The organism is Streptomyces milbemycinicus (genome assembly GCF_002154605.1).
In the GTDB taxonomy this organism is placed as follows: Bacteria; Actinomycetota; Actinomycetes; order Streptomycetales; family Streptomycetaceae; genus Streptomyces; species Streptomyces milbemycinicus.
This window is the reverse complement of sequence record NZ_MUNE01000301.1, coordinates 1-24254: the sequence shown is the minus strand read 5'-3', so window position 1 is coordinate 24254 and position 24254 is coordinate 1. Positions and strand designations below refer to the sequence as shown.

Sequence of the window (24254 nt, the reverse complement as noted above, 5' to 3'; positions counted from 1 at the left end):
AATGACGGAAACGAGCACTCATGCAGTCACTCCCTCGCAGCGCGGTGCGCCTTCTTCCCGGCCCGTTCCTGGACGCGCAGGCCACCGCCCTCGACTACCTGCTGTCCCTGGACACCGACCGGCTCCTCGCGCCCTTGCGGCGCGAGGCCGGCCTGCCGCCGGTTGCCGAGTCCTACGGCAACTGGGAGAGCTCCGGTCTCGACGGCCACACCGTCGGGCACGCGTTGTCGGGCGCCGCTCTGATGAGCGCGGTGACGGACGATCCCCGGCCGCGAGCCATGGTCGATCGTCTGGTGCAGGGCGTCGTCGAGTGCCAGGACGCCCTGGGCACCGGCTACGTCGGGGGCGTCCCTGACGGCGTGCGGCTGTGGCAGCGGGTGGCCGCGGGGCAGGTCGAGCGGGACTCGTTCGAGCTCGGTGGTGCCTGGGTCCCGTGGTACAATCTGCACAAGCTCTTCGCCGGCCTGCTGGATGCCTACCGGCACACCGGCTCCGAGCCGGCGCTGACCGCCGTCCGACGGCTGGCCGACTGGTGGGGCCGGGTGGCGGCGGGGATGGACGACGACACCCACGAAGCCATGCTCCGCACGGAGTTCGGTGGCATGTGCGAGGTTCTGGCGGACCTCGCCGAGGTCACCGGCACGGACCGGTACGCCGCCCTGGCACGGCGGTTCCTCGACCAGTCCCTGCTGCGCCCGCTGTGCGAGCACCGTGACGTCCTCGACGGGATGCACGCCAACACCCAGATCGCCAAAGTCGTCGGGTACCAGCGGCTCGGCGAGGTCGTCGACGACCCCGGCCTCAGGGACGCCGCCCGGTTCTTCTGGCAGGCCATGACCAGGCACCGGACGGTCTCCTTCGGCGGCAACTCCGTGCGCGAGCACCTGCACCCCCGCGACGACTTCAGCTCCGCGCTCCAGTCGCCGGAGGGCCCCGAGACCTGCAACACCTACAACATGCTCAAGCTGAGCCGCGCCCTCTTCCTCGAACGGCCGGACACCGAGGTGCTCGACCACTACGAGCGCGCGACGGTCAACCACATCCTCTCGTCCCTGCAACCCAAGGGCGGGCTGGTGTATTTCACACCGGTGCGGCCTGGCCACTACCGCGTGGTGTCGACGCCCCAGAACTGCTTCTGGTGCTGCGTCGGCACCGGGCTCGAGAACCACGCGAAGTACGGCGAGCTGGTGTACACCACCGAGGGCGACGATCTGTTCGTCAACCTGTTCATCGCCTCCCGCCTCAGCCGACCCGAACAGAACCTGGTGCTCGAGCAGACCGGGACGGCGCCGTACGACGAGGAGGTGAGACTCGTGGTGCGCGGCGCTCCCGCCACCCCTCTGCCGATCCACATACGCGTCCCCGGCTGGCACGAGGGGACGCCGCAGATCCGAATCAACGGCGCACCGCCCGAGGACGGGCCGGGCCCGCTCACCACGCGCCGCGCGGCGGGCGGACAGCCCCTGACCTACGTGCGCCTGGAGCGGCAGTGGTGCGAAGGCGACACGGTCACCATGCGCCTTCGCCCGCGCATCAGCGCCGAGCTGCTTCCCGACGGCTCGCCGTGGGTGTCGTACCGCTTCGGGCCCAGCGTGCTTGCGGCCGAGAGCGACCGGAACGACCTGGTCGGGCTCTTCGCCGACGACTCCCGGATGGGGCATGTCGCCGGCGGCCCGTTGCGCCCCCTGGAGCATCTGCCCGTCGTGCTCGCCCGGAGCACCTCCGATCTGGCGGCCGGCGTGCGCCGACTCGCCCCGGACCGGTTGACGTTCGCCCTGGATCACGTGGACGCGCGACCGGGCGAGTCCGTCACCCTTCTCCCGTTCGCCGGCATCCACGACTCCCGCTACCACCTTTACTTCCCCGTGGCGGAACCGGAGCGGCTCCAGGAGCGGCGGGCGGAGCTGCGCGCGGCCGACGAGGCGGCACTCGCGTTGCACGACCGAACCGTTGACTCCGTTGCCGTCGGCGAGCAACAGCCCGAAAGCGACCACCGGTTCGAGGGGCAGGACACATGGTCGGGCCTCACCGACGGGCTGAGGTGGCGGGCCGCCACCGGATGGTGGTCCTATCGCCTGACAGACCGGGACGGTGCCGCCACCGGCCTCCAGGTGATCCACCTCTCGGACGGAAGTGCCGGGCCGACCCGCGTGCTGGTCGACGGGCATGTGCTGGGCACGCTCACACCCTCGACCGGCCCGGAGAGCGAGGAAATCTCCCAGGTGCTCCCGCTCGACGCGGACCGTCCGGCCGGGCCCATCGAGGTTCGGTTCGAAGCGGTCGGCCCGGCGCCCACCATCCGGCTGCGCCACGTGCGCGTGGTGCGCTGATGTTGTGGTCAGAACTGGTCACCGGCGCCGGGGGGTGAACTGCCACCAGTTCACGTTGACCAGGTAGCCGCTGCCGCCGCCGGTCGCCGAGGCCACGCGGGTGGTGAATGGGGCGGCCGATGGCGTCACGGAACGGCTGGCACGACGAGGACGGCTCCACCAACTTCACCATGAAGGAGTGGCGGGTAAGCCTCGCGTGGGTCGGGACGGGCCGGGCCGGGAGCATCGTGGCCTCCATGGGGGGCTGGTGGGCGTGACGTTGGACGGCCGCCGGGGCGGACACCGCCGCGATCGGGCCTCACGCGCGGCTCCATTTCTGGCCGGCCCGGCCGTCGCAGGTCCACAGGACGAGCGGGGTTCCGCCCGCGGTGCCGGCTTGGTCGACGTCCAGGCACAGGCCGGCGTGCGCGTTGCGGATCGACCCGTCGGAGTTCACGGTCCACTTCTGGTTGTCCTGCCCGTTGCAGGGCCAGGTGATGACACGGGTACCGTTGGTGGTGCCCTGGTCGTAGGCGTCCAGGCACTTGTCACCGAAGACGCGGACCTCACCGTCGGCCCATGTGGTCCACAGCTGGCCGGCCGCCGTGTGACAGTCCTGGATCAGTGTCCTCGCCCCGGCCGCGGTGGAGGCGTTCTCCACGTCCAGGCAACGGCCGGACCCGTTGCCGCGCAGCCGGGACGTGGTGGCGGCCAGCGGGGCGCCACCGGTCACCCGGAACGCGGCGACGCCGTGTGCGGGCACGCTTGCCGAGATCTGGCCGGTCGTGCTCGATGTGCCACCGGTCCACAGGTCGGTGAGGGTGAACGACCCGCCGGACAGACCGGCCTGGGCCGCCGTGGTGGTGACGGTCGCGGTGCCGCCGCCCCGGTTGAACAGGCCCACGGCGACCGAGCCGTCGGACAGGGGCTTGGCGAACACCTCAGTGTTTCCGTCGTCGCGCACCCTGCGCCCGCCCACGCCCAGGGGGTCCTGGTTCACCGCCAGCAGGCGCGGGTTGCGCAGGATCGCGCTCACGTCGGCCGACATGGTGCGGATGTCGTTGCCCGCCATGAGCGGCGCGGCCATCAGCGCCCACAGGGCGAAGTGGGAGCGGGACTCGGTCAGCGACAGGCCGGGTCGGCCGACGACGAGCATGTCCGGGTCGTTCCAGTGGCCCGGACCCGACTGCGCGGCCAGCGGCGCGGTGACGTCCAGGACGTTGCCCACGCCCATCGGATAGCTGTTGGTGTTGCCGTTCTGCCAGATGTCGAGCAGATCCTCGGTCGTCCGCCACAGATCGGCGACCTCGCCCCAGTTGTACCTGTCGCCGGTGATGGCGTGGAAGCTGTTCGGGTTGATGCTGTAGACGATCGGGCGCCCGGTCGCGCGCAGGGCATCGCGCATGAGCGTGAACCGTGCGACCTGCTCGTCCCGGGTGCCGGCGGAGGAGCACCAGTCGTACTTGAGGTAGTCCACGCCCCAGGAGGCGAACGTGCGGGCGTCCTGGGTCTCGTGGCCCTTGCTGCCGGTGGACCCCGGATAGCCGCCTGTGCCCTGGGCGCATGTGCGCTCGTTGGGCACCTGGTAGATGCCGAACTTCAAGCCTTTCTGGTGGATGTAGTCCCCGAGTGCCTTCATCCCGCCGGGGAACTTGGTGGGGTTGGCCCGCAGGTTGCCCGCGGCGTCGCGCTGCGGGTCGAACCAGCAGTCGTCGACGACCACGTACCGGTAACCGGCGTCCCGCATGCCCGAGGACACCATCGCGTCGGCGGCTTGGCGGACCTGTGCCTCGGTGACCCCGCACCCGAAGCTGTTCCAGCTGTTCCAGCCCAGCGGCGGGGTGAGCGCCGGACTGCCGGGCGCGGCCTGAGCCGGCGAGTGGACCGAGGCCGTGGTGAACGCGGTGGCCGTCAGAGCGGCGGCCACAAGGAGGCGGAGCACTCGTCCGCGTGGTCGTATGGGCACGGTGGTTCCTTTCCCGGAAGGGTGCCGCAGGGGCGTCACTGACGGCACCCGCCTGTGTGCTGGATGGAGTGACCCGGTCGCTCGGGAGGGACCTCGGCGCGGTACGCGTCCCGGGAGCTGATGTCCGCGCCGAGGCCGGGTGTCTCCGGGTCGGTCAGCAGGTGGAGTTGGTCTGGGTGAGCAGGCCGAGCCGCCATGGCAGGGTGTTGTAGTCGCCGCTGGCGTTGGGGTTCATGCCCTGGTAGAGGTACTGCATCTTGCAGGGGTTGATGGTGAGGGTCTGGTCGTATCCGGCGCGGACCAGCTCGCCGTGGCTGATGTCCCTGGTCCAGGCCCCCGAGGGGAAGGTGACATTGCTGGCCCGGGCGAACGGGTTGCTCTCGGAGGCGGCCAGCTGTGTCCAGGAGCCGCCGATGCTGCTGGAGGTCCAGGAGCGGAAGTAGCGCCGTCCGTCGGATCCGATGGCCTCGACGATCAGCAGGTACTGGTTGCTGCCCTGGACCTTGTACACGTTGCTGGCTTCGAAGAGGGCGTATTTGTTGGAGTCCTGGGCGGCGATGACGGTGTTGGTGAACCCGTTGGGGAACTGGGCGAGGGTGGTCTGGGAGCGGTACAGGTGTCCGTTGTCGTCGGAGGAGAACAGGTAGCAGTTGGCGCTGTCGCAGATCACCCACATGTCGACCCAGTAGCCGTTGCCGATGTTCTGTTTGATGATGTCCGGCATGGAGGAGTAGAAGTTGCGCGGTGCGCTCCACCCGTTGGGGTTGCTGATGTCGGTGTTGGTGGAGTACGAGGCGTTGCCGGTCTGGTACACCAGGTACCAGGTGCGCTGGGGTGCGAAGTAGAACACCTGGGGTGCGGCCCGGTATCCGGTGCCGATCCCGCTGCGGTCCAGGTAGTAGTGCGGGGCCGAGGCTGCCTGGGACCAGTCGGTGAAGTTCAGGTACACCAGGCTGTATCCGGAGGCGCTGGCGACGCTGGCGAACACGTGGTACTTGCCGTTGTAGTAGACGACGGTCGGGTCCTTGAGCCCGGCGATGTTGTGGGTGGAGTCCGGCTTGGGGGACATGAGGATCCCGCTGGAGCTCCAGCTGAAGCTGCCGGGCAGGGCGGCGGCCGAGCCGGGGGAGGCCGGGGTCTTCGTCGGGTCCTTTGCCGCGGTCTTCGTCACGGTGTTCGCCGTGCCCTTCACCGCGGGGGTGCCGCCCATCGCGGTGAGCGCTGAGTTGTATGCGGCCTTCTTGTTGCCGTTGCCGTCGAAGAGCAGTGGCTTCTCCCCGGCGCGCCAGGAGTCGGTGTCCCGGATTCCCCATGTGGTGAGGCCGTTGCACCGCGCCACGTTCATGCAGGCCTTGACGGTGTTGGCGTACGCGGTCGTCGGTGCCTGCGCGATGTCCAGCTCGGTGATCTGAACGTCCACGCCGAGGGCGGCGAAGTTCGACAGGGTGGTCTGGAAACTGGCCGGCGGGCCGCCGGTGCCGAAGTGGGCCTGGAAGCCGACGCAGTCGATGGGCACGCCACGCGTCTTGAAGTCGCGCACCATGCGGTAGACGCCCTGGGTTTTGGCGTCGGTCCAGTTCTCGATGTTGTAGTCGTTGTAGCAGAGCTTGGCCGAGGCGTCGGCCGCCCGCGCGGTACGGAAGGCCTCCTCGATGAAGCCGTCGCCCAGCAGGTTCTGGAAGACCGAGGGGCGGTGCGCTCCGCTGCCGCCGTCGGCGAACGCCTCGTTCACCACGTCCCAGGCGTAGACCTTGCCCTTGTAGTGGCCCATCACGCCGTTGATGTGGTTGTTCATCACGCTGCGCAGGGTGTTCGCGTCGCCGATGGAGCTGACCCAGCTGGGCAGCTGGGAGTGCCAGACCAGGGTGTGGCCCCGTACCCGCTGGCCACGCGAGGTGGCGCGGTTCACGATCTGGTCGGCGGGGCCGAAGTTGAACGAGCCGCGGGAGCGCTCCGTGGTGTCCCACTTCATCTCGTTCTCGGGGGTGACCATGTTGAACTCGCGGTCCAGGATGGTCGAGTACGTCCCGTCGCCAAGTCTGCCGGCGGCCACGGCGGCCCCGAAGTACCGCCCGGACTGGGCCGCCTGAGCGCCCAGTGTGGACGCCTGAACGGAGTCGGACGCAGCGGCGGAGTCAGTGGCAGTGGCAGTGGCCGTGGCAGTGGCGGACGCGGGCGCGGCGGTCCCGGCCACTGCCATCACGCCGGCGGCCAGGAGACCTAACGCGAGGGTTCGGTATCGGCCGGGTGGCTTCACAACAGTCATGGTTCTCCTTGGAGGTCGGGACGCTCTCATTGGGAGCGCTCCCAATGACGGCCGGGGTGCGGTCATGCCCGTGTTGAGGAAGGCTGCTGACGGCCCCGACGGCCGGGTGGCCGCGGTCGCCGGTCGGGTGCGGGTACGGGGAAGCTCCCTGTGCCGGCTGGGGATTGCTCCCCTGAACGTCGCCGCCCGTGTCTTCGAACTCCGGCGCGGTGACGTAGGGGGGAACCTCACCGGATACGGCTGTCAACGGTGGTCTGTGGGGCCGACACAAACCTGTCCACTCCGGATTGATGTTCGGGATATCGAACAACAATCGGAAGGCCGGACAAGCATGGATGATAGGCGGACTCCGTGGGACGTCAACACCCCTTGCGCCAACCAGCCCGCCGATGGCCGATGAAGGCTGTTTGTGTGTCCGGCACTTGGCTCACTGTGGCCGGAACGGCACTCGCGCTGCCTTTTATTCGCCGGCGCCGTGCCAGGGGCCGGTGCTCTCACGGACGATCAGGGCGGGCTCGTCGCAGGGGTCGGGAGCGGGGGCCGCGGGGTCGAGCAGCCGGTGCAGCAGTCCGAAGCAGGTGCGGCCGAGCCCCTCGAAGTCGAGTCGGACCGTGGTCAGCGCTGGGGCGAGGAAGGCCGCGACGGGTACGTCGTCGAAGCCGGCCACGCTCAAGTCGTCGGGGATGTGACGTCCGGCTTCGCGGGCCGCCCGCATCACCCCGGCGGCCACGTCGTCGTTGCCGCACAGCACCGCGGTCACCGACCGGTCCGCGACCAGCTCCCGCGCGGCGAGGTAGCCGGTACGCGGCGTCCAGCCGCCTTCCACCACGGGCGGTTCCGGGGCACCGGCCGCGCGCAGCGCGTCCAGCCAGCCCTGCGTGCGCTGGGCCACGTCCGCGGTCGAGGAAGGCAGCGCCAGGTAGTGCACCGTGCGGTGGCCCAGGCCCAGCAGATGGCGGGTGGCGTGGGCGGCGGCGAGCCGGTCGTCCAGCCAGGCCTGCGGCCGAGACGAAACCGGCTCGCTGCCGGAGGGGTGCTCTACCGCGGCCACCACCGGTGTGTCCGCGGGCAGCAGCCGCAGGGCATGCACCCCGGGGGCGTCGAAGGCGATGACCACGACGGGTTCGCCCGGCCGAGCGAGGCGGGCGCGTAACTCGGCCCGGTCCGGATGGGCGTGGCGGTCCAGCACACTGACCGCGACCGCGAATGAGGCGGCTCGGGCGGCCTCTTCGATGCCGCGCAGTGTCGAGGCGGCCCCGTACAGGCTGGTGTCGCTGGTGAGGACGGTCAGCGAGCGGGCTGCCTTGCCCGCGAGTTCGCGGGCTGCGTGGTTGGGCCGGAATCCGAGCAAATCGATGGCGGCTTCGACCCGGTGACGGGTGGCATCGGCCACGGCGGAGTGGCCGTTGATGACGCGGGAGACCGTCTGGTGGGAGACACCGGCTTCCCGCGCGACATCGCGGATGGTCACGGTGGGCGCGCCACTGGCGTCAGGGGCCGTGCCCATCAAACTGTGCCCACTCCGGGAAGGCGGCGGTAGCCGCTCGGCATGGCTGGCTCCTTGCTCCTTGTCGGTGCGGCTATGTGACCGGTCACTCGGGCGCGGGTTCGTCCTCAGCGATCATCTGCACGGCCGCCGGGCCCGGTCCGGCGGAAGAAGCCCGGAGAAATCCATGCTGTGCGAGCTCTTGACACTTCGGATTCCGACGCCACAATCATGCAGTGATGTGACCGTTAACACAAGTGGTCGGCAGCGGACGGAAACCGAACTCCTGCCGCGCCTGGGGCTGCCGTACCCCGACGACCACTCCTGAACGGGTCCACGGTCGCCAGGGCCGGCGCCGTGAACCCGTGATCGACGGTTCCAAGGGCAGCGGCTGCTCAGCCCTGGAGCCGAGTGAACAGCAGGATCACCGGGGCGTGGGTACGTCCGGCCTGATCAGACCCTGGGCGCGAAGATCGTCCCAGAGGCCTTCGGGCACGCCCCGACGGTGGAGTTCCACATTGCGGCTGACCTGTTCCCGGTCCCTCATTCCCAGGGTGACATTGACGGTACTGGGGTGGCTGAAGGGGAAAGCGATCGCGGCGGCGGGCAACGTCGTGCCGTGACGTTCGCAGACCTCGGCGATGGCCAGGGCACGGGCGACCAAGTCCGGCGGGGCGTCCTTGTAGTCGTACTTCATGCCCGGCGCCGGTCGATCCCGGGAAAGCAGGCCCGAGTTGAACACGCCGACGGCGACCACACTCTTGCCGTGCTCCCGCGCGGCGGGCAGCACGTCGTCCAGCGCCGACTGGTCAAGGAGCGTGTAACGTCCGGCCAGCATCACCACGTCGGCCGCGGTCTCGCGCAGGAAGCGGGCGAGCATGGCCGACTGGTTCATGCCGGTGCCGATCGCGCCGATCACCCCCTGGTCGCGCAGGTCCGCGAGGGTGGGCAGGGCTTCCTCGGCGGCCTGCCGCCAGTGGGCGTCGGGATCGTGCACGTAGACGACGTCGAGGCGATCCAGACCCGTACGCTCCAAGGTGGCATCGATGGAGCGGAGCACGCCGTCCCGGCTGAAGTCCCATTGGCGGCGCAGGTCGTCCCGGACGACGAAGCCCTCGCTGTCGACGCCCCGCGGCTGCTCGTTGGGCACCAGCAGCCTGCCCACCTTGGAGGAGACGACGTACTGCTCGCGGGGATGATCGCGCAGGGCGGCCCCCAGGCGCTGCTCGGAGAGGCCGAGCCCGTAGTGCGGCGCGGTGTCGAAGTACCGGATGCCGCTGTCCCAGGCCGCCTCGATGGCCGCTGCCGCGTCCTGGGCCGGTGTGACCCGGTAGAGGTTGCCGATGACGGAGGCCCCGAAACCCAGTTCGGTGACTTCGACGGTGGTGTTCGTGATTTTCCGGGTTCGCACAGCATGCTCCTCAAGGCACTACGAGGCGGATATCGGCCGAGGCCGGATCGGGGGTCACCGTCCCAGCCATCCGCCGTCGACCGGAAGCACGGTGCCGTGGACATAGGCGGCCGCGTCGGAGGCCAGGAACACGGTGGCGCCCGCGAGGTCGTCGGCGGTGCCCCAGCGCCCGGCAGGGATGCGGTCCAGGATCGCCTTGCTGCGCACCGGATCGTCCTGCAGCGCCTGGGTGTTGTCAGTCGCGATGTAGCCCGGGGCGAGAGCGTTGACGTTGACGCCGTGCGGTGCCCACTCGTTGGCCAGGGCCTTGGTCAGGCCGGCGATGCCGTGCTTGGCGACGGTGTAGCCGGGGACGGTGATGCCGCCCTGGAAGCTGAGCAGCGACGCGGTGAAGATGATTTTCCCCTGGCCGCGGGCCACCATCGCCGCGCCCACCGCCCGGCTCAGGGCGAACTGCGCGTTGAGGTTCACCTGGAGCACCAGGTCCCAGTCGGTGTCGGTGTGTTCGGCCGCGGGTGCGCGACGGATGGTGCCGGCGTTGTTGACCAGGATGTCCACCGGACGCGCCCGTGCGGCGAGGTCCGCGCCCAGAGCACGTACGGCGTCGGCGTCGGCGAAGTCCGTGCGGATCGACTCGAAGGTGCGTCCCGCGGCGAGGACATCCTTCTCCACCTCGCTCCCGGACTCCTCCAGACTGGCGCTGACGCCGATGACGTCCGCTCCGGCCTCGGCCAGAGCACGGGCCATGGCCCGGCCGATGCCCCGGCGGGCTCCCGTGACGACAGCCAGTCGGCCCGTCAGGTCGAACGCGCTCATGCGACGGCTCCTTCAGTCTCGTCGGTGCAGTCCACGAGGATCTTCATCACATCGCCACCGGCCTCCAGCGCCTCGAACGCGGCAGGTGCCTCGGTGAGCGGCACGACCCTGCTGATCAGCCGCTCCGCGGAAATCGTGCCCTCCGCCACCAGGGCGACCGCCCTCTCGAAGTCGGCGCGATCGTACAACCGGGCGCCGACGAGGGTGAGTTCGCGCCAGAAGAAGCGGTGGAGGTTCACCTCGCGGGGACGGGGGTGGATGGCCACCAGGCACAGCCGACCGCGCACCCCGAGGACATCGACCGCCGTATCCACGCCACCTGCCGCGCCGGAGACCTCGAAGGCGACATCGGCGCCCGCATCGCCGGTCCACTGCCGCACCAGCTCGGGCACGTCGGCGGCGGCCGGGTCCCAGGCGAGCAGACCCAAGTCGGCCGCGAGCCGGCGCCGATGGGCGCTCAGCTCGACGACGCGGACGTCGGCTCCTTCGGCGCGCGCGACCAGCGCGATGAGCACGCCCACCGGCCCTCCGCCGACCACGACGACCCGCTCCCCGCCCCGGACTTCGGCCCGGCCGACATCGTGCACGGCGACGGCGGTGGGTTCGACGAGCGCGGCCCGGTCCAGTGAGACGGACTCCGGCAGGCGTACGAGCGTCGAAGCGGGCACTGTCCAGCGCTGCTGCATCGCGCCGGGCGAGTCGATGCCGATGAAGTCGAGCTTCTGGCAGATGTGCTGGTGGCCGGTCCGGCAAGCGGGGCAGGTGCCGTCCCAGCGCAGCGGCATCACGGTCACCGCGTCACCGGGCTGCCAGCCCTCCACGTCCGGTCCGACGCGTACGACGCGGCCGGACATCTCGTGTCCGAGGACCGCGGGTGCGGCGACCCGGGCGTCCATGTCGCCGTGGAAGATGTGCAGGTCGGTGCCGCAGATGCCGACGTAGGCGGGGGCCAGTTCCACCTCGCCGGGGCCGGGGGAGCGGGTATCGGCCGGCCCGGTGACCAGGGTGCGGGCGGCCGTGTAGCGGACTGCGAGTGTCATCGTGGAGTCAGGGTCCCTTCAGCGCGGACGCCGATGGTCAGCAGCAGATTGGCGTAGGTACGGATGTCGGCGGTGACGATCGTCAGCGCGAGGTCGGGGGAGCGGGCGGCGTCGTAGAACTTGAACCGGCCCAGTGCCTCCACCGGGGCGGGCGCCAGGCGGGAGCGGTACTCGGCGACGGCCGGCGGCTCCGGTTCGCCCTCGGGTCCCACCATGACATGAGCCGACTCGACGGGGATCGCCCGCAGCAGGACATCGAGCACGGTGGTGACGTCCAGCAGGCCCGGCCGCAGGTTGAGGTGCACGGTCCGCGCCCACTCCCCGGTGGCCGTACTGGCGGGGTAGTGGCCGTCGGCGAGCAGGACGCGGGCGCCGTGGCCCGCTCCGGCCAGGGATTCGAGGATTGCGGGGTGCAGCAGTTCCGTCAGGAGCACGGCGTCCCCTCCTTCGTCGGGGCGGGCGTCAGGTGGTAGAAGGCCGTCGCGGTGCCGGCGAGCACCGCGTGGATCTCGGTGGCCGAGCAGCCGTCCAGGAGTTCCTCGACGGTGGCGGCCCAGCGGTTCCAGCCGCCGGCGAGGACGCAGACCGGCCAGTCGGAGCCGAACATCAGCCGGTCGGGGCCGAAGGCGGACAGCAGGACGTCCCACACCGGGCGGATGTCGTCGACGGTCCACTTTTCGTGGTCGGCCTCCGTGACAAGCCCCGACACCTTGCAGCGGACCTGGGGATGCCGGGCGAGTCCGCGCAACTGCTGGGACCAGTCGGTCAGTTCCCGCCGTGCGAGAGGCGGCTTGCCCGCATGGTTCAGGACGAGGGGCAGCTCCGGCAGCCTTTCCGCGAGACGGATCGCCTGGGGGAACTGGTGGCTGCGAATGAGGACGTCGTAGCCGAGACCGCTGTCCTGCACGGCCCGCAGGCCCCGTTCCACGGCCGGTTGCTGCAGCCACTCCGGATCGGACTCGTCCTGCACGATGTGTCGCAGGGCCCGCAGGTACTCGCCTCCGGGCCGGGCCCGCAGTTCGTCGAGTATGTCGCCGATCGCGGGGGACGTCAGGTCCGCCCAGCCGACGACGGCGCCGACCAGCGGGTCGCTGTCGGCCAGGGCGAGGAGGTCGCGTGTCTCGGGTACGGACGTCATGCACTGGACGACCACCGTGCTCGTAAGCCGCCGTCCGGCGATCGGCCGGGTCGCGGCCGAGCGCAGGGCGCGTGAGCTGAAGCTGCGGCGGAGCGGCTCGTGCCCGGGCTCGTCCAGCCAGGGCTGCGGCCGGAGGTCCAGGTTCCACACGTGGTGGTGGGCGTCGACGAGGGCCAGGGCGTCAGACACGAGCGGTCCAGACGGGGCCGTCGGGGTACGCGTACTCCTTCAGGGACTCGGGATGCATCTGCGCGCTCAGCCCGGGGAGCTCCGGCGCCAGGTAGTGGCCGTCGGCGATGCGTACCGGGTCGACAAAGTGCTCGTGGAGGTGGTCCACGTATTCGATGACCCGGTCCTCCAGGGTGCCGGAGACGGCGACGTAGTCGAACATCGACAGGTGTTGCACCATCTCGCACAGACCGACGCCGCCGGCGTGGGGGCACACCGGTACGCCGAACTTCGCGGCGAGCAACAGGATCGCGATGTTCTCGTTGACCCCGCCGACCCGTGCCGCGTCGATCTGCACGATGTCCACCGCGCCGGCCTGGAGAAGCTGCTTGAACATGACCCGGTTGGCGGTGTGCTCGCCGGTGGCGACCTTGATGGGGCCGACGGCCCTGCGGACCGCGGCGTGACCGAGGATGTCGTCGGGGGAGGTGGGTTCCTCGATCCAGTACGGCTGGGACGGCGCCAGAGCGCGCATCCAGTCGATGGCCTGTGCGACATCCCATCTCTGGTTGGCGTCCACGGCGATACGGACACCGTCGCCGACCGTCTCGCGGGCGGTGCGCATGCGCCGTACGTCGTCCTTCAGGGACCCGCCCACCTTCAGCTTGATCTGGGTGAAGCCGTCGGCGACGGCCTCGCGGGCCAGGCGGGCCAGCTTCTCGTCGGAGTAGCCGAGCCAACCAGGGGTGGTGGTGTAGGCCGGGTAGCCGCGTTCCAGCAGGCGGGCGATCCTCTCGCCGCGTCCGGGTTCGGCGCGGCGCAGGATGTCCAGGGCCTCCTCGGGGGTGATCGCGTCGCTGAGCCAGCGGAAGTCGACCTGCGCGACCAGATCCTCGGGGGACATCTCGCCGAGGAAACGCCACACCGGCTTGCCCGTACGCTTGGCCGCCAGGTCCCAGGCGGCGTTGACCACCGCGCCGGTGGCCATGTGGATGGCGCCCTTCTCGGGTCCCAGCCAGCGGAGTTGGGGATCGTGCACGAGGGAGCGGGAGAACGCGCCCAGGTCGGAGCAGACCTCCGCCACGGACAGGCCGACCACGTGTGGGGCGAGGGCCGCGATGGCGGCGGCCTGCACGTCGTTGCCGCGTCCGGTGGTGAAGGCCAGGGCGTGGCCCTCCAGTCCGTCACCGGCGTCGGTGCGCAGGACGACGTAGGCGGCGGAGTAGTCGGGTTCGGGGTTCATCGCGTCCGACCCGTCCAGATGCTCGGATGTCGGGAACCGCACGTCCAGGACGTCGAGGGCGGTGATACGGGCGGATGCCGAGGGAGGGGACACGGCAGAGGGCATGACAGCGACTCCGGTGAAAAGCAGGTGGTAACTCGGCCCCCCGCGACGGAGGGGGAGCGGTGGGCGGTGTTCGGCGGCGACGGGCGCCTGATTCACTCCTGGACCTTGCCGCCCGTGATGGTGGAGCCGCTGCCACATGTGCTGAGCAACGCCAGTGCGGACAGGGTGGCGACGGCGGAACAGAGGACGGTTCTGAGTCTCATCGATGCTTCCTCGCGCTGGTCCCGTAGCGGGAGATGTTTCGTCTCGACGACATCTGTCTATCGCCGCACAGCAGAGATGGGATGTCTTTATAGACATGCTCCCGCAGTGCTGTCCAGTCCCTCGCTCGGTCTCTCGCAAAATGCCAGTTCAGGGCGCATCCAAGGTGAGTGCCTGGGGGATTGGAGGCAAGATGCATCCCATCAATCCTGTCTCCTTCGTGAGGGAATCGGCCGTGAAGTAGCTGCCAGACATGCCATGTTTCAACAGTCATAAACGCGCATCTAAAGGTGTAAATCGTTCAAATTGACCGGTCGCGCGGTGCTTTTCATCCCTGCGCGCCCGTTGACATCCCAGGGGACATGGCCGACCTTCGTGCATAACAAGCGACGCTCCAGGCACAAGCAGCCACGCCAATTGCTGTCCCCCTGATTCCCCCTCCTCTCCGCCCCAGGGATGTGTCCATGCCGAGCTCGATCAACAGGCGCCAGTTCCTGGCCAACGCCACCTGCGTGGCCGCGGCGGCCGTCGGTGGAGGTGTGTCAGGCGCCGGCGTCGCCCAGGCGGCGCCCAGTACGTACACGCCCGACTGGAACTCGGTCGACCAGCACCCGCCGGCCCCGGAGTGGTTCCGGGACGCGAAGTTCGGGATCTACTTCCACTGGGGCGCTTTCAGCGTCCCCGCCTTTGACAACGAGTGGTACCCGCGCAGCATGTACCAGGCCGGCAGCCGGGCCAACCAACACCACACCGCGACCTACGGCCAGCCATCGGCGTGGCCCTATCACAACTTCATCAACGGAGCGCGGGACCTGGCGGGCAACGTCGTGAAGTTCGCGCCGAAGCTGAAGTCGGCCGGCGGGAACTTCGACCCCGATGAGTGGGCGCAGCTGTTCGTCGATGCCGGCGCCAAGTTCGCCGGCCCGGTCGCCGAGCACCATGACGGCTTCTCCATGTGGGACAGCCAGGTCAACGAGTGGAACTCGGTGAAGAAGGGTCCGGGTCTCGACCTGTTGCGGCTCTTCTCCACGGCCATCCGCGCCAAGGGCCTGAAGTTGCTGGTGGCCATGCACCACGCGTACAACTTCAACGGCTTCTATGAATTCGTCCCCGCCCAGACGGACAGCAGCCTCAAGAAGCTCTACGGGCAACTGGGGGCGGCCGCGGAGAACCAGCTCTGGTTCGACAAACTCAAGGAGGTCATCGACCGCGCCCAGCCCGACATCCTGTGGCAGGACTTCAAGTTGGACGCCGTCGACGAGACCAAGCGTCTGAACTTCCTGTCGTACTACTACAACCAGGCGGGCAGCTGGGGCCGTGAGGTCGTCGCCACGTACAAGGACGGCATGAACAGCAAGGGCGAGGTCTTCGACTACGAGCGCGGCGGCCCGGCCGACATCACCACCCCGTACTGGCTGACCGACGACAGCATCTCCAGCAGCAGTTGGTGCTACACCCAGGGCATCGGGTACTACACCATCCCGCAGATGCTGCACTCGTTCATCGACCGGGTCAGCAAGAACGGCAACATGCTGCTGAACATCGCGCCGATGGCCGACGGCACCATCCCGCAGGCACAGAAGGACATCCTGCTCGGCATCGGAGACCACCTGAAACGCTTCGGCGAGTCGGTGTACGCGACCCGCGCCTGGACGGCGTACGGCGAGGGCCCGACGAAGATGGGTGGCGGCTCGTTCACCACCCCGCATGCCGGCACCGCGCAGGACATCCGCTTCACCTGCAACAAGGCCGACAACATCCTGTACGCCACCGTCCTGGGCTGGCCCGGCAGCTCGCTGACGATCAAGACCCTCAACTCGGACCGGATCAACATCTCGTCGCTGACCTCGGTCAAGCTGCTCGGCTCCACCGCCGGCACTTACATCGACCTGCCCACGCCGACCCAGAACACTTCCGGCCTCACGGTCACCCTGCCGTCCTCAGCCCCGTACAGCGCCGGCGCCTACGTCCTCAAGCTCGCCTTCTCCGGCACGATCCCGGGCCTGCGGCCGCTCGCCGGCGCCGTTGCCTTCAAGGAGGTCGACTACAGCGGCGACGCCGCCGTGCTCGCCCTCGGCGATTACACGGCGGCCGACCTGATCGCGGCCGGACTGGGCGCGCGCACCCTCTCCTCCCTCCGGCCGGCCCCCGGCTACCAGGTGATCGGCTACGCCGGGGACAACTTCACCGGCACCTCCTGGACCTTCACCACCGAAAACCCAGACCTGCGGATCACCGGCAACAACGACCAGATCACCTCGCTCAGGGTCCAGTTCAACCCGGCGACGCAATTCCGGGTCACCAACGTCACCAACGCCCTCGCTTTGGACGGCGGCGGCAACGTCGCCTCGGGTTCCAACCTCAAGCAGTGGACCTGGGACGGCAGCTCCAACCTCCAGTGGCAGGCGGTGGAGGTCCCAGGCGGCTACTACAAGCTGGTCAACCGCACGAACGGCATGGTCGCCGACGGCTGGGGCGCCACCGCCGACGGCTCCGCCGCCAGGCAGGCCGCCTGGAACGGTGGCAACAACCAGCAGTGGACGATCACCCACCGGGGCGGCGACCGCTGTTCGATCGCCAACCGCACCACCGGCCTGGTGCTCGACGGCGGCGGCAACGTCGCATCGGGGTCGGTCACCAAGCAGTGGACCTACGGAAGCAGCACCAACTTGCTGTGGACGTTCACACCCCTGTGAGCATGGCGATCCGTCGAGGAGACATGGGATGAATTTGTAGGGTGCTGCGGAAATGGCGTCCGTAGCTCTCGCGCGCAAAAGTGATCGAGATGCGATCACCTGCGAGTACGGGGAAGTCGATGCGAACCCTGATGATGCGATCACTCCGCTCCTTCCTGGGCTATGGGATGTATTGGTACGCTGCCGACGCCCGGGGATGAGCAGGGGGTAGCGCAGCATGTCATTGACCGACAAGGCCATCGACCGCATCAGGGAGCTCGTCCAGTCGGGTGAGCTTCCTCCGGGTGCCAAGCTGCCGCCCGAACAGCAGCTCGCCGCGGAGCTGGGGCTGTCCCGCAATCTGATGCGGGAGGCGGTCAAGGCGCTGGCCGTCTCGCGGGTGCTGGAGATCCGGCGCGGCGACGGCACGTACGTGACCAGCCTGGAACCGGAACTGCTGCTGAGCGGCATCGGATCCGCGGTGGAGCTGCTGAGGGGCGACACTCTGCTGGAACTCACCGAGGTCCGCCGACTGTTCGAGCCAGTCGCCACCGGCCTGGCCGCCGGCCGCATCTCGGCCGAGGGGCTCGCGGAGGTGGAGCGACACCTGGAGGCGATGCAGGCGGCCCGCGACGACGTCGAGGAGCTCAACGAGCACGACGCCGCGTTCCACCGCGCGGTGATCGCGGCCACGGGCAACGCGACGCTCGCCACTTTGCTGGAGGGCATCGCGAGCCGGACGCTGCGCGCGCGTGTCTGGCGCGGACTGGTCGACGAGGATGCCGCAGGCCGCACGCTGGCCGAGCACAAGGCGATCTACCACGCGCTGGCCGCCGGCGATGCTGCCCTCGCCCAGGCCGCCGCCCTCATGCACGTCAGCACCACCGAGCAGTGGCTGCGCGAGCACCTGGACCGGGACGGCGCCTCGTAGCCGCGAGCGGTGCGCGTGGGCCCGTGGGATCCGAAGCCCCATTGACCGCCGACGTCGACGGCCCGTTCCTGGCCGTCACAAGCGCTCAACGGGAGGTGTCAGAATGGCGGCGGGAGCAGGCGAGGCGATGGGGAAAGGCGATTGTGCCGGACAACCGATCGGGAAGATCATCGGCGGATGACGACAGTGAGGGTGGCGCGGGACCCGCGTCGGTGACGATCGCGTACATCGCCGAGTCGGCGGGCGTCTCGGTTCCCACCGTGTCGAAGGTCCTCAACGGCAGGTCCGGCGTGTCGGACGAGACTCGCGCCCGCGTCGAGCAGCTGATCCTTGAGTACGGTTACCGCAAGCCTCCCAAGAGCCGCAGCAACCTGGTGGAGCTGGTGTTTCGCGAGCTGGAGAGCATGTGGGCCGTGGAGATCATCCGCGGTGTCGAGCGCGTGGCCCGCACGAACCGGCTCGGGCTGTTGGTGTCCGCGTTCGGACCCCACGACTCAGCGGAGATGATCGACGACACGGTCGGACGGCGCCCCCAGTGCGTTCTGTCGGTGGCACAGCTCTCCGAAGCGGAGCGGGAACAGCTGAAGGCGAATGGCATCCCGTTCGTCGTCTTCGACCCGATCGACGAGCTGCCCGACGACGTGCCGTTCGTCAGCGCCACAAACTGGCGGGGCGGCCAGACGGCGACCCGGCATCTGCTCGACCTGGGACACCGGCGCATCGCCATGATCAGCGGGCCGGATCACCCCTACTGCCGCGCCCGGCTGTCCGGTTACTTCTCCGCTCTCTCGGAGGCCGGCCTGCCGACGGCACCCGAACTGGTGGTGAAGACCCAGCTCACGCGCGAGCACGGGTACACCGCGGCGCGCGAGCTGTTGTCCCGCCCTGATCGCCCCACCTCGGTGTTCACCGCGAACGACATGCAGGCGCTCGGCGTCTACCAGGCCGCGCGCGAGCTCGGTTTGCGCATCCCGCACGATCTCAGCGTGGTGGGCTACGACGACGTCCCGGCCGTGGCCTGTGCGGATCCTCCCCTGACCACTGTCCATCAGCCGCTGGCCGAGATGGCGACAGCCGCCACCGAGCTGGCCCTGGCGCTCGGCCGCGGCGACGATGTGCCGCGGCTCGGACTGGAGATCGCGACGACCCTCACTGTCCGGGAGAGCACGGCTGTGCCGAAGGAGGAGTGAGGTCGCACGGGGTCGCGGGTGTGCCCTGGCTGCCCGGGGAGCGGGCAACCAGGGCGAGGGGCCGGTCGGTCAGGACGTCGTGCCGGTGACCGAGGATCCGGACTTGGTGACGTGGTACGTGACGGTGGCGCCGCTCCAGAAGTGGAACGTCAGCGTCACCGGTGCGCCGTCGCGGAGTGCGTTCAGGAAGTCGGAGGTCAGGATGGTCTTGCCGCCCGGGTAGTCCGGCGAGAAGGCCGCGTTGAACTCCTGGAACGGAGTCCAGGTGGCCTGACCGGCGTTGCTGCCGTCGGCGTACTTGGCCTCCATGGTTGCCAGCACGTCACCCCGGTACTGCGTGGGAACGGTGAACGAGCCGGTCGTGCCGGAGGCGTTCGACAGCACCGGAGGGTCATAGGTGATGATGTCGATCTGCCAGGGCAGCCCGCCGGAGAACCGGGCCTGGAGCGTTGCGTTGACCCCGTAGTCCCGGTTGCCGGTCAGCCGGGTCAGCGCGGCGGCCGTGAGGGTGAGCTGATCGCCGGAGACGGTGTAGTCCCGTCCCTCGACCAGCTTGGTGTCGCCCTGCCACAGGCCCTGGAAAGTGGTGCCGTTCGGGTTCAGGGTGAGTGTCTGGGCGGTGATCGGGCTCGACTTCCGTACGAAGACCTTGTCGAAGGAGGCCGTAGCCGAGCGGATGGTCCAGCTGGACTTGATCCAGGCGAACAGGGCGGGGTCGCGCCATTGCATGGTGGAGCGGTTCAGGTAGGCGAAGCCGGGGTCCCACAGGGCGGTGGTGACACCGGCGGCGCGTGCCGCGTACCCGACATGCTCGTAGTACTTCAGTGCCTCGCCCCGCTCGATGCGGGAGGGGTGGTTGTCGTCGGGATATCCGAGCAGACCGTACTCACCGAGGTAGACGGGGATGCCCTTGGCGACAAACGTGTCGTGCATACGGGCGAACGCGTCGGTCAGGTCCTTCTGGGCGTTGTCGTCGTACCGGGTGCCGCCCGCGATGTTCACGCTGAACGGGTACCAGCTGTAGTAGTGCACGGTGGCGACCAGGTTGCTGTCGTGCAGTGCGCCGATCGTGGTGGACAGGTCGTCCATGAGGGTCTGGGACGGGGTGCAGACCTGCGTGGGCAGGACGAGCAGGCGGTCGGTGTTCCCGCCGCCCGAGGAGCGGACGACCTTGTGGAAGGAGGTGTTCAGCTCGTTCAGGAGCTGGGTCTTCTGCGCGTCCGTGGCGTTGTCGAAGACCGGCTCGTTGACGCTCTCGAAGAGCAGTGCGCGCGGCGCGTCCCGGAACGTCGAGGAGATCTGGGTCCAGGTGGAGTTGAAGCGGGCGAGCACCTTGTCGTGGTCGGTGGGCATCTTCGATATCCACTGCCACGAGTCGTGGTGGACGTTGAGCACGACGTAGAGGCCGTCGGCCAGCGCCCAGTCCACCACCTGCTTGACGCGGCTCATGTACGTGGCGTCGATGGTGTAAGGGGCGGTGGCGGACTGGTGGTCGTTCCAGGTCACCGGGATGCGGACGCTGCGGAAGCCCTGCGCGCGGATGGTGTCGAACAGGTCCTTGGTGACCTTCGGGTTGCCCCAGGACGTCTCGTCCGGAATCGCGTCCAGGCTGTTGCCCAGGTTCCAGCTGGGCTGCATCGCCGCCACGGCGTCCTTGGCGGCGGCCGGAACCCTCACCGTCGACCGCGATGGCTTCTCCATGGTGCCGTCGGGCGCGGCGGACGCGCTGCCACCGGACAGCCCCAGGATGACGAGCAGCGCCAGCAGCAGGGCCGCCAGGCGTCCGGGACCCCGGTTCCGGTGGTGCGCGGGTTGCCGTATGTCCTTCACGTGCCGTTCCTTTCGGTCGGTCGTGCGGATGGTGATCCGACCCGTGGCGATCAGCTGCCACAGTCGGCCCTGCCTGTGCGCGCAGGCCCATTGGGTGGTGCCGGCTCAGCGGCTGATGGGCTCGTAGTCGAACCAGTCGAAATGCACGGTGCCGGCCGCGGCGTACATACCGATGACGCGGCCGGTGAAGCCGCCGGCGACCTCGGTCGACAGGTAGCGGCCGTCGAGCGTCGCGAGCACGCTGAGGGTGCCGTCGGGCTGCTCGACGCCGAAGGAGACGGCGTCGGGGCCGGTGCGGGCGTCGTGCGGAGGCGGCGGGTCGCCAATCGTGAGGCCGAGGACCACCGGCCCGTCGGGTACGGGCTGTGCGGCCACCACCGTGCGCAGGGAGCCGACGCGCGCGACCACCCGCACCTCGCCCCCGGACACCTCGATGGCGTAGTGGTGCCGCTCGTCCAGCCGCACGGCCAGGCCGCCGCGTCCCTCCGAGGGATCGACCAGGGTGCGCGCCCGGCACGACAGGTGCTGCTGACGCCGGCCGGTGAAGACGACGTCGGGCTCGTCCAGGGAGCCGCCCCGCGCGCGCAGCGTCAGCCATCCGGCGCGCTCCTTGGTGGTGCAGTGCTCTGCCGGGCGGTCCCGCACAGAGATCCACAACGGCCGCAGTTCGCTCAGGTCGAAGTCGTCCCGCTGCTCCTCGACGGGGCCGGGGACAAGGGGCCAAGGGAGCTCCGGCAGGTCCAGTGCGACCTCGCCGACGACCGGCCAGCCGTCCACCCAGGTCACCGGCGCCAGAAAGGTCTCCCGGCCGAGTACGTGCCAGCCGGGCGTGCCGCCGCCCGGCCGTACCCCGAGCAGCACCATCCACCACGAGCCGTCGGGGGCCTGGACCAGATCGGCGTGCCCGGTGTTCTGCACGGGATGGTCGGTGCTCCGGTGGGTGAGGATCGGGTTGGCCGGGCAGGGCTCGAACGGGCCACTCGGCGTACGGCCGCGGGCGATCGCCACGCCGTGGCCGCGCTCGGTGCCCCCCACGGCGATGAGCAGGTACCAGTAGTCGCCGATCCGGTACAGATGCGGCGCCTCCGGGGCCTTGGCGCCGGGTGTACCGGACCACAGCTTCTGCGGTGGTCCGTACGTCCGACCGGTGTGCGGGTCGATGCGGACCTGCGCGATCCCGGCGACGGTGCACCAGCAGGTGCCGTCCTCGTCCCAGGCCAGGTCGGGATCGATGCCGGGCACGCCGGGGAGCCGGACGGGATCCGACCACGGTCCGGCCGGGTCCGTGGCGGTGACGACCAGGTTGCCACCGCCCTTGCTCACATTGGTGACGACCAGCCAGAAGCGTCCGTCGTGGTACCGCAGGGTGGGGGCGTAGATCCCGGCGGAAGACGGCACGTCGGCCGCTAGACGCAGCTGGCTCGGCCGGTCCAGGGCGTTGCCGATCTGCGTCCAGTGCACCAGGTCACGGCTGTGGAAGACGGGCACACCGGGGAAGTACTCGAAGCTGGAGCAGGCGAGGTAGTAGTCGTCGCCCACCCGGCAGATGCTGGGATCGGGGTGGAAGCCGGGGATCACGGGGTTGGCGGGTCCGGTGTCTGACAAGTCACCAGGTCCTTTCGAGGTGTCGGGTGCCCACAGAGGAGGGGAGGGTGTGTCTCAGGCGGAGGTGCCGTCCACAGAGGGCGCCTCCGGGCGGCTGAGCCGGAGCCGCAGTACATCGTGACCTCAGCGGATCGTGTGCCGTTCCTCGGTCATGGTGACCTCTCGGAGTCATGGCCTGCGCAGCACTGCGCAACCACCGGGTGGCAGCTCATGGGCCGTGGTGTCGGTGAGCAGGTCGTGGACGGGCTCCGGCAGGGGCACGGCGTCCGCGCCATGGTTGATCAGAACTTGCCAGCGGCGGCCGTCAGGCGCATGCCGGGTGACGGCTTCCACACCGCCCGGCAGACCCGGCGCTTCCGCGCCGGCACCGGCCTCGTCGAGCAGCCGGCGGACCAGAGCGCCGTAGTCGGCGTCGTCGAGGCGAGTGGAGAGATACCAGCCCTGTCCGGTTCCGAATCGGTGCCGGGTCAGCGCCGGGCTGCCGGCCAGCATGCCGTGGGTGTAGGCGGCGAGCGTCTCGGCGCCCTTGGTGTGCAGGGACTCGCTCCAGACCGTGCCCAACGACCCGTCCGACAGGGCGATCCGGTCATCCGCCCGCAGCGGTCGGTGCTCCTCGACACGGATGCCCAGGGCGTCGCGCAGCGGCCCGGCGGGATAGCCGCCGAGTCGGGCCTGCATGCGGTCGTCGACGCATCCGCTCGCGTGCTGGACGAGGAGCGTCCCGCCGCCGGCGACGTAGCGGCGCAGGTTCTCGGCGCCCGCGTCGGAAAGGAGGAACAGGGCCGGGGCGATGACGAGCGCGTAGCGGTTCAACTCGTGCTCGGGATGGGCGAAGTCGACCGTGACGCCGGCGTCCCACAACGCCCGGTGCGCTCGGCTCAGCTCCTTGTGGTAACCGAGGCCGGCGGAGGGCAGGCCGTCGACGCTCAACGCCCACCAGGCGTCCGCGTCGTGCAGGACGGCCACGGACGCGTCGACCGTCGAGCCCGCCAGCTCGCCGAGCCGGGCGACCGCCTCGCCGGCCTGTGTGACCTCCCGGAAGGTACGGCTGTCGGGCCCCGCGTGCGGGACCATCGCCGAGTGCCATGTCTCGGCGCCGGCCCGGGACTGCCGCCACTGGAAGAAGAGGGCGCCCTCCGAACCGCGCGCGATGTGGCCGAGGGTGTGGCGCAGGATCTCCCCGGGCTCCTTGCCGAGCACCCGGTCACCGTCGTAGACGGTGTTGGTGCCCTGTTCCATCAGCAGCCACGGGCGACCGCCGGCCAGGGAGCGGACGCGGTCGGCGTGGAAGGCGACATCGGCGGCGGCGTCCAGACCCGGTGACCCCGGGTAGTGATCGGAGGAGACCACGTCGAGTTCGCGGGCCAGGGCCCACAGGTCCAGGTTCTGGTAGGCGGGCAGCATCAGGTTGGTCGTCACCGGCCGGTCGCTGTGCGCGCGGATCGCGTCGCGCTGCTCGCGGAAGGCGGCGATTGTCTCGTCGGACCAGAAACGGCGGAAGTCCAGGGTCTGGCCCGGGTTCTTGTGCCACTGCGTCGCGCGTGGCGGCAGCACCTGCTCCCAGGAGGTGTAGCGCTGGCTCCAGAAGGCCGTTCCCCACGCCTCGTTGAGGGCGTCCAGTGAGCCGTGGCGCGCGCGCAGCCACTCCCGGAAGGCCGCCGCGGCGTACTCGCAGTAGCAGAGGGTGGCGTACTCGTTGTGCACGTGCCACAGCGCGAGGGCGGGGTGGTGGCCGTACCGTTCGGCCAGGGCGGAGGCGATCCGGCGGGCGGCGCTGCGGTAGGCGGGCGCGGCCAGGCAGTAGGTGTCGCGGCTGCCGTGGGTGAGGCGGGTGCCGTCGGGGGTGACCGGCAGCGCGTCGGGGTGGGTGAGGG

General features: G+C 69.7%; 17 protein-coding genes. 5 read left to right on the top strand and 12 right to left on the bottom strand.

The window, feature by feature from the left end; genetic code table 11:
• Positions 1-20: 20 nt before the first annotated feature.
• Together CCN51_RS23575 and CCN51_RS55050 are read left to right on the top strand one after the other, a co-directional pair.
• A complete protein-coding gene (locus CCN51_RS23575) occupies positions 21-2330 on the top strand; it encodes a beta-L-arabinofuranosidase domain-containing protein (protein ID WP_014182503.1) in 2310 nt (769 codons plus the stop codon).
• Positions 2331-2449: 119 nt separating this feature from the next.
• Positions 2450-2587, top strand: coding sequence for a hypothetical protein (locus CCN51_RS55050; RefSeq protein WP_014182502.1), 138 nt, complete (start codon positions 2450-2452; stop codon positions 2585-2587).
• A gap of 41 nt (positions 2588-2628) precedes the next feature.
• On the opposite strand, the gene CCN51_RS23570 is transcribed toward CCN51_RS55050, so the two are convergent.
• The 9 genes from CCN51_RS23570 to CCN51_RS23530 form a co-directional block, all read right to left on the bottom strand.
• Positions 2629-4275, bottom strand: coding sequence for a glycoside hydrolase family 27 protein (locus CCN51_RS23570; RefSeq protein ID WP_043488390.1), 1647 nt, complete (start codon positions 4273-4275; stop codon positions 2629-2631).
• Positions 4276-4429: 154 nt separating this feature from the next.
• A complete protein-coding gene (locus CCN51_RS23565; RefSeq protein WP_043488387.1) occupies positions 4430-6541 on the bottom strand; it encodes a glycoside hydrolase in 2112 nt (703 codons plus the stop codon).
• A 460-nt stretch (positions 6542-7001) separates the two neighbouring features.
• Positions 7002-8048 carry a LacI family DNA-binding transcriptional regulator gene (locus CCN51_RS23560; protein ID WP_086860059.1) on the bottom strand — a complete coding sequence of 349 codons (1047 nt, stop codon included), beginning with the start codon at positions 8046-8048 and terminating at the stop codon, positions 7002-7004.
• 403 nt (positions 8049-8451) lie between these two features.
• A complete protein-coding gene (locus CCN51_RS23555; protein WP_086860057.1) occupies positions 8452-9438 on the bottom strand; it encodes an aldo/keto reductase in 987 nt (328 codons plus the stop codon).
• A 54-nt stretch (positions 9439-9492) separates the two neighbouring features.
• Complete coding sequence (locus CCN51_RS23550; RefSeq protein WP_014182497.1) at positions 9493-10254, bottom strand: SDR family oxidoreductase; 762 nt, start codon at positions 10252-10254, stop codon at positions 9493-9495.
• Positions 10251-11294, bottom strand: a complete 1044-nt coding sequence (locus CCN51_RS23545; protein WP_014182496.1) for a zinc-dependent alcohol dehydrogenase — start codon at positions 11292-11294, stop codon at positions 10251-10253. Before CCN51_RS23545 ends, CCN51_RS23550 begins: the two co-directional genes overlap by 4 nt.
• The gene (locus CCN51_RS23540) at positions 11291-11728 is read right to left on the bottom strand and encodes an RbsD/FucU domain-containing protein (protein ID WP_014182495.1); all 438 of its coding nucleotides are present in this window, start codon (positions 11726-11728) and stop codon (positions 11291-11293) included. The genes CCN51_RS23545 and CCN51_RS23540 overlap by 4 nt, the downstream gene beginning before the upstream one ends.
• Positions 11719-12621, bottom strand: coding sequence for an amidohydrolase family protein (locus CCN51_RS23535; protein WP_014182494.1), 903 nt, complete (start codon positions 12619-12621; stop codon positions 11719-11721). The genes CCN51_RS23540 and CCN51_RS23535 overlap by 10 nt, the downstream gene beginning before the upstream one ends.
• Positions 12614-13948 (bottom strand): L-fuconate dehydratase, encoded by a 1335-nt coding sequence (locus CCN51_RS23530; RefSeq protein WP_014182493.1) that lies wholly within the window; start codon positions 13946-13948, stop codon positions 12614-12616. Before CCN51_RS23530 ends, CCN51_RS23535 begins: the two co-directional genes overlap by 8 nt.
• 665 nt (positions 13949-14613) lie before the next feature.
• Here CCN51_RS23530 and CCN51_RS23525 point away from each other — a divergent pair.
• The 3 genes from CCN51_RS23525 to CCN51_RS23515 all read left to right on the top strand — a co-directional run bounded on the left by CCN51_RS23525 (position 14614) and on the right by CCN51_RS23515 (position 18945).
• A complete protein-coding gene (locus tag CCN51_RS23525) occupies positions 14614-16845 on the top strand; it encodes an alpha-L-fucosidase (protein ID WP_014182491.1) in 2232 nt (743 codons plus the stop codon).
• Between the two features lie 217 nt (positions 16846-17062).
• The gene (locus CCN51_RS23520) at positions 17063-17755 is read left to right on the top strand and encodes a FadR/GntR family transcriptional regulator (RefSeq protein WP_043488386.1); all 693 of its coding nucleotides are present in this window, start codon (positions 17063-17065) and stop codon (positions 17753-17755) included.
• 212 nt (positions 17756-17967) lie between these two features.
• Complete coding sequence (locus CCN51_RS23515; RefSeq protein ID WP_014182489.1) at positions 17968-18945, top strand: LacI family DNA-binding transcriptional regulator; 978 nt, start codon at positions 17968-17970, stop codon at positions 18943-18945.
• 69 nt (positions 18946-19014) lie between these two features.
• Here the strand turns inward: CCN51_RS23515 and CCN51_RS23510 are convergent, their stop codons facing one another.
• The 3 genes from CCN51_RS23510 to CCN51_RS23500 all read right to left on the bottom strand — a co-directional run.
• Positions 19015-20775, bottom strand: coding sequence for a cellulase family glycosylhydrolase (locus tag CCN51_RS23510; protein ID WP_014182488.1), 1761 nt, complete (start codon positions 20773-20775; stop codon positions 19015-19017).
• Positions 20776-20880: 105 nt separating this feature from the next.
• Entirely contained in the window at positions 20881-22380 is a 1500-nt protein-coding gene (locus tag CCN51_RS23505; RefSeq protein ID WP_014182487.1) for a glycoside hydrolase family 43 protein, read from the bottom strand.
• A gap of 168 nt (positions 22381-22548) precedes the next feature.
• On the bottom strand, positions 22549-24254 hold a 1706-nt coding region (locus CCN51_RS23500; RefSeq protein ID WP_107426054.1), incomplete at its 5' end, for a beta-galactosidase.

Excerpts from the sequence above, each read along its gene's own strand:
- CCN51_RS23575 (WP_014182503.1), top strand. The coding sequence starts at position 21 with ATGCAGTCACTCCCTCGCAGCGCGGTGCGCCTTCTTCCCGGCCCGTTC.
- CCN51_RS55050 (WP_014182502.1), top strand. The coding sequence starts at position 2,450 with ATGGCGTCACGGAACGGCTGGCACGACGAGGACGGCTCCACCAACTTC.
- CCN51_RS23565 (WP_043488387.1), bottom strand. The coding sequence starts at position 6,541 with ATGACTGTTGTGAAGCCACCCGGCCGATACCGAACCCTCGCGTTAGGT.
- CCN51_RS23560 (WP_086860059.1), bottom strand. The coding sequence starts at position 8,048 with ATGGGCACGGCCCCTGACGCCAGTGGCGCGCCCACCGTGACCATCCGC.
- CCN51_RS23550 (WP_014182497.1), bottom strand. The coding sequence starts at position 10,254 with ATGAGCGCGTTCGACCTGACGGGCCGACTGGCTGTCGTCACGGGAGCC.
- CCN51_RS23545 (WP_014182496.1), bottom strand. The coding sequence starts at position 11,294 with ATGACACTCGCAGTCCGCTACACGGCCGCCCGCACCCTGGTCACCGGG.
- CCN51_RS23530 (WP_014182493.1), bottom strand. The coding sequence starts at position 13,948 with ATGCCCTCTGCCGTGTCCCCTCCCTCGGCATCCGCCCGTATCACCGCC.
- CCN51_RS23525 (WP_014182491.1), top strand. The coding sequence starts at position 14,614 with ATGCCGAGCTCGATCAACAGGCGCCAGTTCCTGGCCAACGCCACCTGC.
- CCN51_RS23520 (WP_043488386.1), top strand. The coding sequence starts at position 17,063 with ATGTCATTGACCGACAAGGCCATCGACCGCATCAGGGAGCTCGTCCAG.